Below are 11,593 nucleotides of genomic sequence, written 5' to 3'. Positions count from 1 at the left end.
GCCTCCAGCTTCCTTCAGATTCCACCTCGCGATGGACACCCTTGCTCTTGGCTAATGGTTGGCAACTGCCAGCCCCCATAGCGGACTTTCACCGCCTAGCTACGCGCCATGCGTGGCGCACTAAAAAAAGCAGGATGCCTCAAAAGACACATCCCGCTCCTCAGCTTGATAAGTTTCTTTTTTCACTCGGTACTGCGGTACTGCGAAAATGATAGGTATTGAAAAAAATTCCGGCGCAGATCAGACCTGCCCCAATCATAATGCCGGCGGTAACTGTCTCTCCAAGCTGGAGCCAGCCAAAGAAAAGGCCGAGAACCGGTACAACCATTAAAGCCATCGTCGCTTTCGAAGCCTCAATCTGATTTAATACCCAAAACCAGACGACAAACGTAAAGGCCGTCGAGAACAGACCATTAAACAACAGCGATAATACCGCTTCACGAGACCACACAATCACTTCGTTCCGCTCAGTAAGAAACGAAACAGCAAACAACAGCGTCGTGCCGATCATCAGCTGCCAGGCATTCATATGAATGAGATTCGTATTCCTGAACCTCACTTTACTGAACACATTCGCCGCACCCCAGCTCAAAGCCGCCAGCAAAATAAGCAGCTGACCGATAATCGCGTTTTCCTCGAAATGAAGGATCTCCCGTCCTAAAATAAATAACAAGCCGACAAAACAAAACAGCAGCCCGGCCATTTTATATTTCGTGATTCGCTCCTGTAAAAGAAAATGGCTGACTACGGTGACAAAGATCGGCATCGTATACACCAGCACGGCGGTTTTTCCTGAATCAACAAACTGCATCCCGTATGTCAGGGCGCCGAGATAACCGATTCCCATTAAAAAGCTCATGATCACATAGTCTGTTACCTGTTGTTTTCTGACAGTCAGTTTTTGCCGCTGAATAAGGAGAATCATCAGCAAAGGAAGCGCCCCGATTAACAGCCGCAAAGCAGAAAATAAAAAAGGCGGAATGTCACTGATCGCGATTTTCATCGTCACCCACGTGTAGCCCCAGACAAGCGTGACAGAAATGATTCCTAACAAAACTTTATACATGTCCCTTCCCCCAATTGCCTCTTATCGTCTACACCTAGAGTACCACATTCCCTTTCCCCCTTTTTCAGGACATAAGGGACAGAGGAAAAGCCGCCGCCCTTATGAAAAAGTGGCGGCAGCTCTATAAACAGGACTAAAAATTCTGCTTGAAATCAAGCCTTTCTCCATCTTGATACTCGATTTCAAGGGTAAGCTGTTTCAATTCGTCCTGTGGGATTTCAAGAAGCTCCAAAATATCATTCGTGATACTTTCTGTCGTGCGTGATTGATCAATGACGACCTGGCTTAAAATCGATTCAATTTCCTGCTGCGCCTCTTCTCCTCTGCTTTCACGCTTTTCGCCATTGTCTTCTTTTTCAACTTCAGCCCTTATCTCTCCATTAACTTCATAATCATAATCCCAGTCTCCTCCATTAGCGAAATCGAGATCAAGATCAAACTCCTTTACGCCGCGTTCAGCCGCGACAGGCTCACCGGCATCGCCGCTCCCGTTCCCTTCATCAATAACGTTCTCCTCCTGAAAAGAATCCTCTCCGGTCGGCGGGGTCGGCTCATTATTGGCCCCACAGCCGATTAACAGAACAACACCGAGCAGGCTGGCGAAATATTTTATCTTCATTGCTGTTCACTCCCTTATTCCATTGTTGAAATCTCATCAATATTTTGCGCGATGCACACCATTTCTATCCTTATTTGTCCCTTATTCCCCGATCGCCATTTCTTACACACCAGCTTGCCAAATGGGACTTTCTAACCGGGAGATAGCATGAACACCGAGCTTCCTTGTTCCGTCACCAGCCTGCATCATGAGCGCGCATCGCGGCATCCCGCCTTACCCGCTCGTCAAAAACACTTTTCCCTTGCCGCCGGAAATCGTTTCAACGGCAGCGACTGCTTTTTTCACTTCGATTAAGTCGTATTGCTGAGCTGCTTCCATCAGCCGTACTTGCCGGCTTTCGATCAGCTGGATCAACTGCTGAAACGTTTCCTGCCATTTCGCAGCAGAAACGTCCTTGTTCCAATGGCGCAAATGAAACAAATTGGCGCGGACTCCCGCCTGTTTGACTATCTCTTCCCAATTCACCTGTCTTCCCGATAGCAGACCTATCGATAAAAACATGCCTCCCGGCCGGATCCCATAAGCCAGCTCATTTCCAGCCGCGCCGCCAACCGAATCAATTGCCGCATGAGCGCCGCGGCCATCGGTCAATTCCCACATTGCTTCCACCACATCCTGCTCGGATGTATTAACCACAGCGGAGGCCCCGAGCTGAAGCAGCTGCTCCGTATGCCGATCGTGCCGCGTCACGGCAATCAGCCGAAAGCCGAGCACATTGGCTAATTGTGCGAAAAGACGTCCAATCGTCGAGCCCCCCGCATTAACCGCCAGCACATCACCGACACCGAGACGCAGCACTTCCGTACATACAACCCAGGCCGTAACAGGATTAATATACATTTGCGCCGCCGTGAAATGGTCAATCCAGTCAGGCACGGGCACCGCCCATTTCCCTTTCGTTCTGACGTACTCCTGCCACGTCCCTTCCCCGCGCAGCGGCAACACGCGTGCGCCAACAAGATGACGCGGAGCAAGCGGTCCCACCTGCTCGACGAGGCCAACCCCTTCATACCCTGGAATATGCGGTAAAGAAAGACGGTGGGCGTAAGACCCTCTAATCGGGATCAGGTCAGACGGATTAATCGGCCGGGCCAGCATCCTCACAAGCACTTCATCATCTTGCGGTGGGACGACTTCTTTCTGTTCAATCTTCAAAACTTCCTGAGGCCTGCCGAAATTATGACAAATAATACAGTTCGCCTCCAAAATAAATCGCCTCCTTTGCTTCAATAAGAAAAACTGCCAGAGCCGGCTTTTCTTACATTTATCCTTACTTGTCTTCCAAAAAAACCCGAGCTTCTGCTTCAGCCCCCGCGCACCCGATTGAAGCTGCTCAAAATTTTCCTTTGACAACAGTCCAGGCAGCCCTTACAATAGGCAGCGTACGATCAATAAATGTAACGTAAGGAGGATTATGAAAAAGTGACACATTCGATGAGACTTCGTTTCCCAACTTTGAACCGGTAATTAAATACGTTCAAAGGCTCTGTTTGCGATGACAGAGTAAATGGGATAAGTCTGTCCTTTTTCAATAATCTTCATTGTTATAGAAAGCATAGGAATCAGTGAACCTTCGGGTAGCTGTCCGCAATGTGAGGAAAGGTGGATTTTTTCTGCCTTTCTTTTTTTATTGTACCTTGAATAAGAGATGCATGTCGTTTTCCGCCCAGGAAAGCTATGGCACCTCTTGTCTTTGATGCGCAACGAAATCGAGGTCGATCTTTTCCCTTTTGCTCTTTCGTCACAGGCAGCAGCCTGTGATTTTTTTTAATAATTCGAGGCGGGGTGGCGGCTTCGCGCGTTACTCGGATGGCTGAAAAATGCCCGTTTTTCAGCCATCCTTAAACGATTGTAACGGCTCCGCACACCGCTTCTAAGAAAAACCGCTACGCGTTTTTCTTAAGAAAGGGAGATGCAAAATGACCTGCAATAAATATTCAAAGACGAAAAAGATCAACAATCAAAAAAAGCCAAACTTTTCCGGGCAGCATTTTATGCACAATCGAAAGCTGATCGAGGAAATTGTCGCTTATGCTGACATCGCTTCTCACGAGACCGTGCTTGACCTGGGCGCTGGAAAGGGCGCCCTGACGACCGTTCTCAGTTCAAGAGCACAGCGCGTGCTGGCCGTTGAATATGACGAGAAATTAGTGGACTATTTACAGCGGAAAATGATGTCGTACCCGAATGTGAAAGTCATTCATCACGATATTCTCACGATGCCGATGCCGAAGCAGTCATTTGTCGTCGTGTCCAATATTCCTTACTCCATCACAACGCCGATTATGAAACGGTTGCTCGATCAGCCGGCCGGTCCTTTTCAACGAGGGGTGATTGTTATGGAAAAAGGCGCGGCGAAACGCTTCACCGCAAGCACCATCAAAGACGCCTACGTGATTGCCTGGCGGATGTTCTTTGATATCCGCTATGCGAAGGATATTTCACGAAATAACTTTTCACCGCCGCCAAAAGTTGATTCAGCTATGCTCACAATCAAGCGGAAAAGGCACCCGTTGATTCCGCCGGCTAAATACTCAGCCTTTAAAGGGCTGGCCGAGTACGCGCTTCACAAGCCGGCACTTCCCGTCAACCTGGCGCTGCGAGGCATTTTCACTCCGCCGCAGTTGAAGCATGTCCGGCGCCAGCTCGGCCTAAACTCGGAGACGCCGATCTCGGCATTGTCCGAGCAGCAATGGGCACGCCTTTTGGAGGCGATGCTCCATCATGTGCCGGCATTTCGCTGGCCGAAGCGGAAAAAGAGAAAATAAGCTTTTCTAATAGAATGGTCGTTTGTAGGATATAACCGTTCTTGTCTCTTCTTGAAGCTAGTCACAGGCCGTATGCAGACTGGACGCAAACATTTTCTCTCGTTCGCTTTTCACCTCGTCTCACCTGTTTTTATTTGATCCCACAAGAAAAAGCGGACGGGATGGGAGGTCGAAGAACCGAACCCTGACTACTAAACAAAAAAGCCTGTCGACTTTCTCGACAGACTGAAACCTCGCAACTGCTTTGCGAGGTTTTTTCTCTTATTTACTGATTTTTTTAATCCTCCCATCATAGTAGTAGATTAGAGGATGCTCGGCCACACTGGTTCATTTTCAATTAAGGACAACTTATTCGGTTTCCTTTCTCATTTCGACAACTTTTTTATCATTTATGTCGAACGCTGATCCCACCCTTTTCAAGAAAAAATTCATAGCCTCGGTTTTAGTGAAAGCGTTGATTAGTAAAGGCTTCTGCCGCTCTCTTAAATGAAAATTTTTGGGATTGAGATTTTATCCTTTTCTTTTAAGCAATAATTTATTATAATTACAATGTGAGAATGATTATTGGTATCTAGTTAGTACTTTTCTTGCTGCTAGAAAGATAATCTTTCTATATTAATTCTTATTTGAAACAGGGAGGAGAATTTTTTATGGAAAACAACGGTAATATCGAGAAATGCCCTTTCCACGGCAGCGCTACAAGCAACAAGTCCCGCGGCACAACTAACAAAGATTGGTGGCCAAACGCGTTAAACTTAAATATCCTTCAACAGCATGATACAAAATCCAATCCGATGGATGACGATTTTGATTACACAGAAGAGTTCAAGAAACTGGACTACTTTGCCCTTAAGAAAGACCTTGAGGAGCTGATGACGAACAGCCAGGACTGGTGGCCTGCTGACTACGGCCATTACGGTCCATTCTTTATTCGGATGTCCTGGCACGCTGCCGGTACGTACCGGATCGGCGACGGCCGTGGAGGCGGCGGAACCGGCGCGCAGCGCTTTGCGCCATTAAACAGCTGGCCTGACAACGGCAACCTTGATAAAGCACGCCGTCTTCTCTGGCCAATTAAGCAAAAGTACGGCAACAAAATCTCCTGGGCTGACTTACTCGTCCTTGCAGGGAATGTTGCAATTGAATCAATGGGCGGAAAAACAATCGGCTTCGGTGCAGGACGTCCAGACATCTGGCATCCGGAAGAAGACGTCAACTGGGGTTCTGAAACAGAATGGCTCGGTGACAACCGCTACTCCGGTGAACGTGAGCTGGAAAATCCGCTTGCCGCTGTGCAAATGGGTCTGATCTATGTAAATCCGGAAGGACCTAACGGAAAACCGGACCCAATCGCCAGTGCGAAGGATATTCGCGAAACATTCGCCCGGATGGGAATGAATGATGAAGAAACAGTTGCTTTAATCGCCGGTGGTCATACATTTGGTAAAGCACATGGCGCAGGAGATGCAGCACATGTTGGCGCCGAACCTGAAGCGGCATCGATTGAAGCGCAAGGCTTAGGCTGGTTAAGCACGCACGGCAGTGGTAAAGGCCGCGACACGATCACAAGTGGACTTGAAGGTTCTTGGACTGCCAACCCAACACAATGGGATAATGGCTACTTTGATCTGCTGTTCAAATATGAATGGTGGTTGACAAAGAGTCCAGCGGGTGCTTACCAATGGCATGCGGTAGACCCTGACGAACAAGATCTTGCACCAGATGCCGAGGATCCTTCCGTTAAAGTTCCAACAGTGATGTTTACGACAGATATGGCTTTGCGCTATGATCCTGAATACGAAAAAATTTCACGCCGTTTCCACGCCAACCCGGACGAATTTGCTGATGCGTTTGCCCGTGCCTGGTTTAAACTTCTTCACCGTGACATGGGTCCTCGCGCTCGATATCTTGGACCGGAAGTTCCGGAAGAAGAGTTTATCTGGCAGGATCCGATTCCAACCGTTGATTATCAATTAACTGATGCGGAAATCGAAGAGCTTAAAGAAAAAATCCTGACTTCAGGCCTTAGCGTGAGCGAGCTTGTCACAACTGCCTGGGCTTCCGCAAGCACATTCCGCGGCTCTGATATGCGCGGCGGTGCCAATGGAGCACGCATTCGTCTCGCGCCACAAAAGGATTGGGAAGTGAACCAGCCGGAGCAGCTTGCCAAAGTACTTTCTGTTCTTGAGGATATTCAAAACGGACTTGATAAAAAAGTCAGCCTCGCTGATTTAATTGTACTAGGTGGTAGCGCCGCCGTCGAAAAAGCTGCTCAGGATGCCGGCTTTGATGTAACGGTTCCATTCACACCTGGACGTGGTGACGCGACAGAAGAACAAACAGATGCCGAGAGCTTCGACGTGCTTGAGCCTTACGCTGACGGATTCCGCAACTATTTGAAGAAGCAATACAGCGTAAGCCCGGAAGAGCTTCTCGTCGACAAGGCACAGCTTTTAACACTTACTGCACCGGAAATGACTGTTCTTATCGGTGGCATGCGTGTTCTTGGTACAAACTATGGTGGTACCCAGCACGGCGTCTTCACTGATCGTGTCGGCGCGCTCACAAATGATTTCTTTGTGAACCTGCTTGATATGGGTATCGAGTGGAAGCCAGTCGACCACAACCTGTATGAAGGACGCGACCGTCACACAGGAGAAGTCGTGCGTACGGCAACAAGATTCGATCTTGTCTTCGGTTCTAATTCTGTCCTTCGTTCCCTTGCAGAGGTTTATGCACAGGACGACAACAAAGAGAAGTTTGTCCGTGACTTTATCGCTGCCTGGGTGAAAGTGATGAATGCCGACCGTTTTGACATTAAATCAACCTCTTCTGACGCGAAGAAAGTATTAAGCTAATTTCATTAGCAAGTCCAAAAACGAAACACAACCAGCGCTCACCGATGTTCTATTGGTGCGTGCTGGTTGGTTTTTTGTGTAATAGAATATGCTTCGTTTCCTCATAATAGCTTTTTCTCAAAAGAGAATACGAGATAATAGAATGTTATACGCCACAGCGAATCCGTTCACCAACAATTCCTGAAGAATACGAGCTCCTCTCTTTCAAACATCCCCTTAACGTAAAAAATCAGGCCGGAGATCCTCCATATAACGTCATCTACTCAAACACCGTCACAATTACCCCATCACTGTTGTCACCCGACAGCTCATACTCGTGATTGTCCGGCACCGGAATGGTCATCCCTTCTGAATAAGGATAATAGGCAACCGTGTAGCTTTCACCGTTAACCGTAATGGAAATCTTCTCTTCTTCTTTTAAATAAGCCAAATACTCCTCTAACACAAAGTTCTTTTCCTTCATAACCGCGCTATGGGGTAAGCCGACATAGCGGATATGCCACGGCTCATATTCAATGCCGGTAATCTCGGTTTTATCTTTTGGATAGCGTAAAATAAAGCCGTATTTCCAGGCATTTTCCTCTATCCATATTCCTTCATCGGCCTCATACATCGTCGTCTCAGTCGAACCTACGTCAAGCGCCACTCCGACATTATGCTCGCTATAGCCTGCCGGCAGCGCATAGTCGGCTCCCCTCGTTTGATAAAGCTCGCCTTGCTCCTCAAAATCACGAAAGCCGCTGTTAATGACAAAATGCTGCACCCCGTCCTGCTCCGCGGCAGCGACCATCTCAGAAAATGCGAGTGCGACCTCTGTTGATAAATAGATTCCGCTGTTTAACAGGGTATATCCCTTTGTCAATTCACGCGCCTCATATAAATTGACGATATCAGACCTTACCCCTTCCTGCTGAACAGGGTATTCTGCGTTTACCAAAATCAGATTTCCCTGATAGAGTTGTTCTTTTCTAATCTCTTTTTGCTCCACCCTTTCGGAAGCCCCTTGCTCGTATTGCTGAATCTCCACTTCATGCTGGTGAAAAAACGGCACCCGCTCAACGATGACAAAAACGAGACAGCCAGTTAATAGTAATAAAAATCCCCACTTTTTCATTTTCGGTTCCCCCTACATCACGACTGACTATAGCGTAGAAAAAAACAATTAAATAAAAAGCAGGGAAAAACTTAAATTTTTCTTAAATCCGTTCGTCCGTCCCCTCCTGTGGCAGACGCACTTCAAACATTGTCCGGATGACGCTGCTTTCGGCGGTAATCGTTCCACTGTGCTGCTCGACGATATTTTTCGCGATGAACAGGCCAAGTCCTGTGCTGTCCGCCTGATGCGTGCGCGCTTTGTCACCGGTATAGAACATCTCAAACAGATGCGGAAGCTCTTCCTCGGCGATATGGCTGCCATAATTGATCACTTGAATGACGATTTCCCCCGACTCGGAAAAACCATTTATATCAATATACTGACCATCAGAGCCGTAGCGATTAGCGTTGACGAGCAGGTTTTCAAATACGCGCGCCAGCAGGTCTCCATCGCCGAAAACCGCTAATTGTGGAGCGATATTCATTCGGGCGCTCACTTTATTTTTCTCGAAAACAGGATACATTTCCTCTATTAATTGATGAAGCAGCTCACTGAGATCGATCGTTCTTTTTTCAAGCGGCAGCATCCCGTAATTCATTCTCGTTACTTCAAACAATTCTTCAATCAGCCTCTCCAAACGCTGGGATTTCGTAAAGGCAATCGTTAAAAAGTGTCTGACCTGCTCCTCCGTTAAATTCTTCTCCTTCAAAATTAAATCAATATAGCCCAGCACGGAAGTAAGCGGCGTCCGCAGATCATGAGCGAGATTGACGACGAGCTGATCCTTGCTGCTTTCAGAAAACTCCCCCCTCTCAATCGCCTGCTGTAATTGCTCGCTTGCCAGATTAATGTCGCGGGCAATCTCGCCGAACTCATCCTTGGAACGGACTTGAACGCGATGAGTAAAGTCGCCACGGGCAAGAAAATGAATGCCGTTGGAAATCTCCTTGAAATAGGCAGAATACGGCTTGCTCAGGATAAAGAAAAAGAGAATCGAAAGCGGGATAAAAATGAGCAAAAAGAAGTTTATATCACCAACCGACCTAATAAAGGAACGAAGCCGGGTCAACTGATCTTCGTAATCGACAACCGTATAATAATAAAATTGCAAACCTTTATAAATGATATATGTCGCAAGGCCCGCAAGCAGCATGCTTATCCCAAACAAGAGCACCATCTTTGAACGAAAACTGCGCATCATCTTACCCATTGAACGTATATCCAACTCCCCAGACCGTCTTAATCCATTTACTTTTCCTCGCATCTTCCTTCAGCTTTTTCCGCAGCGTCCGAATATGAACCATCACTGTATTATCACGTTCAAAGTACGCCTCGCCCCATACGTGCTGAAAAATATTTTCCACACTGTACACTTTCTTCGGATGACTCGCCAGTAAATACAAAATATCAAATTCCTTCGGCGTTAGCTCAATCCGTTCATCATAAAGCAGAACGGAACGTTGTTCGGGAGAAATGACCAAGCCCCCATATTCCAGACTCGCTTGCTGATCAGGCTTTAGCTGATTTAATTTCATAAAACGCCGCAGCTGGGCATTAACCCGCGCTACCAGTTCAATCGGAGCAAACGGCTTTGTCATATAATCATCGGCACCGATCACCAGCCCGTGTACCTTATTAAAATCAGAGGTCTTCGCACTCAAGAAAATAATCGGCATATTATGCCGCTCACGAACGAGTTGGGTGACTTCATATCCGTCCAACTTCGGCATCATAATATCGAGAATCAGCAAATCGACCGGCTGCGCTTCAATCGCATCAACAGCCTCCTGCCCATCCGCCGCTTTAATGACCTTGTATCCTTCCTTCTCTAAATGGATCGCAACGAGTTCACCAATCTCTTCATCATCATCCGCGACTAAAACCGTTATCGACTTCATCGATATCCCTCCCGAATCCTGATTCCACTTATTGTAGCTTATTTTCTATGATTTTCATAAAGAGTGCAATGTGCCGACAATAGTTCGAAACCTTCCGTGGTAACACCGCCTTATCTCTTACCCTTTCGCAAATCGCTCAAGTCTGAGAAAAGCAATATCGCGCTTCGTCCTGCCCTCGTTCGCCAGCTCACGCAAAATGTCGCCAATGACGCTGGCGAATTTAAAGCCGTGACCGGAAAAGCCGGCGGCAATGATGACGCGCTCCGTTCCCGGCGCCGTATCAATGATGAAATGATGATCCGGCGTATTGGAAAACATACATATCCCCTTATTCAGCAACTTCCCTTCCGCCCGTGGCATGAAGTTTGCCAAAAAGCTTCGCAAGTCCCGTTCATCCTTCTCACCATGAAACGCCCGATCAATCGTATCCGGATCGGTTTCATCTCCCAAATCCATCCGCCCAACCTTCACTCCGCTGCCATCCACATCCGGAAATCCGTAATACGATTCACCATCCGGCAGATCGACAACAAAGCATGGGAAGTGATCGCGGTAGATGGTCCCCTCTGTCTGAAACCAGCCTACCGCTTTCCGCACGACTTCAATCGGCAGCTTCAGCTCCGGCAAAAGCTTCGCGCTCCACGCCCCCGCCGCGACGATCGCTTTACGTCCTCTGAACAGCCGGCCACCTGCCTTGACATGAACGGCATCATCCTGCTCGTCCACCACTTCCACCCGCGTGTTTTCGAGAATCGTCGCGCCATGCCGCAACGCAGCTTCCTTATAAGCCAGGACGCAAGCTTCACTTAACAAAAAGCCAGATACCGGGTCAAAGCACCCTTTGAAATCGCCCGGCAGATGAAAGCCCGGCCAACGCCGTTCAATCTCCTCAGCAGTCAACACTTCATGCTCCAGCCGATGCTCACGCGAGCTTTCAATCGTTTCCCGCACAAAGCCGGAATTCCGGTACCCAATCGACAAGGCGCCGACTTGCTGAAACAGCGTCCGCCCTGTCTCCTTTTCAAGCTCTTTCCACAGCGCCAGCGCTTCTTTTAAAAGCGGCACATATTGCCCTCCGTCTCCATAGCCCATTCTGAAAATACGCGTTTCCCCGTGGTGACTGCCGATGTTGTTCGGAATCGTCGATTGCTCAAGCACCAGAACCCTTTTTCCGCTCTTTGCCACATAATAGGCAGCCGCGATCCCCATCGATCCTCCGCCAATGACGATGACATCATAGCTTGCTTCCATGCCGCTCCCCCATTTCTCGTATTCTGCCCTTTCATAA

10 protein-coding genes are annotated in these 11,593 nt (G+C 48.1%); 3 read left to right on the top strand and 7 right to left on the bottom strand.

Annotation, left to right across the window (positions count from 1 at the left end):
* Nucleotides 1–160 precede the first annotated feature (160 nt).
* From M3202_RS20810 to M3202_RS20800, 3 genes are all read right to left on the bottom strand, one after another.
* Nucleotides 161–1,066 (bottom strand): DMT family transporter, encoded by a 906-nt coding sequence (locus tag M3202_RS20810; RefSeq protein ID WP_251225140.1) that lies wholly within the window; start codon nt 1,064–1,066, stop codon nt 161–163.
* 133 nt (nt 1,067–1,199) lie between these two features.
* On the bottom strand, nt 1,200–1,685 hold the full coding sequence (locus tag M3202_RS20805; protein ID WP_251225139.1) for a YusW family protein: 486 nt from the start codon (nt 1,683–1,685) through the stop codon (nt 1,200–1,202).
* 213 nt (nt 1,686–1,898) lie between these two features.
* Entirely contained in the window at nt 1,899–2,894 is a 996-nt protein-coding gene (locus M3202_RS20800; protein ID WP_251225141.1) for a zinc-dependent alcohol dehydrogenase family protein, read from the bottom strand.
* 213 nt (nt 2,895–3,107) lie between these two features.
* Here M3202_RS20800 and M3202_RS22745 point away from each other — a divergent pair, with 213 nt between their 5' ends.
* The 3 genes from M3202_RS22745 (at nt 3,108) to katG (ending at nt 7,311) form a co-directional block, all read left to right on the top strand.
* Nucleotides 3,108–3,152, top strand: a complete 45-nt coding sequence (locus M3202_RS22745; protein ID WP_156177705.1) for an erythromycin resistance leader peptide — start codon at nt 3,108–3,110, stop codon at nt 3,150–3,152.
* A 452-nt stretch (nt 3,153–3,604) separates the two neighbouring features.
* Nucleotides 3,605–4,453 carry a 23S ribosomal RNA methyltransferase Erm gene (erm, locus tag M3202_RS20795; RefSeq protein ID WP_251225138.1) on the top strand — a complete coding sequence of 283 codons (849 nt, stop codon included), beginning with the start codon at nt 3,605–3,607 and terminating at the stop codon, nt 4,451–4,453.
* Between the two features lie 650 nt (nt 4,454–5,103).
* Nucleotides 5,104–7,311 carry a catalase/peroxidase HPI gene (katG, locus tag M3202_RS20790; protein WP_251225137.1) on the top strand — a complete coding sequence of 736 codons (2,208 nt, stop codon included), beginning with the start codon at nt 5,104–5,106 and terminating at the stop codon, nt 7,309–7,311.
* A gap of 259 nt (nt 7,312–7,570) precedes the next feature.
* Here the strand turns inward: katG and M3202_RS20785 are convergent, their stop codons facing one another.
* The 4 genes from M3202_RS20785 to solA all read right to left on the bottom strand — a co-directional run bounded on the left by M3202_RS20785 (nt 7,571) and on the right by solA (nt 11,556).
* Nucleotides 7,571–8,425: a M15 family metallopeptidase gene (locus M3202_RS20785; RefSeq protein ID WP_251225136.1), complete on the bottom strand. Its 855-nt coding sequence runs from the start codon at nt 8,423–8,425 to the stop codon at nt 7,571–7,573.
* Nucleotides 8,426–8,507: 82 nt separating this feature from the next.
* Nucleotides 8,508–9,617: a HAMP domain-containing sensor histidine kinase gene (locus tag M3202_RS20780; protein WP_251225135.1), complete on the bottom strand. Its 1,110-nt coding sequence runs from the start codon at nt 9,615–9,617 to the stop codon at nt 8,508–8,510.
* Nucleotides 9,610–10,305, bottom strand: a complete 696-nt coding sequence (locus tag M3202_RS20775; RefSeq protein WP_251225134.1) for a response regulator transcription factor — start codon at nt 10,303–10,305, stop codon at nt 9,610–9,612. Before M3202_RS20775 ends, M3202_RS20780 begins: the two co-directional genes overlap by 8 nt.
* A 117-nt stretch (nt 10,306–10,422) precedes the next feature.
* Nucleotides 10,423–11,556, bottom strand: a complete 1,134-nt coding sequence (gene solA / locus M3202_RS20770) for an N-methyl-L-tryptophan oxidase (RefSeq protein ID WP_251225133.1) — start codon at nt 11,554–11,556, stop codon at nt 10,423–10,425.
* Between the last annotated feature and the right edge of the window lie 37 nt (nt 11,557–11,593).

This window comes from Halalkalibacter oceani, from assembly GCF_023715605.1.
GTDB lineage: Bacteria > Bacillota > Bacilli > Bacillales > Bacillaceae_D > Halalkalibacter > Halalkalibacter oceani.
The sequence above is the reverse complement of the archived record's forward strand: the minus strand, read 5'-3'. Positions and strand labels throughout refer to the sequence as shown.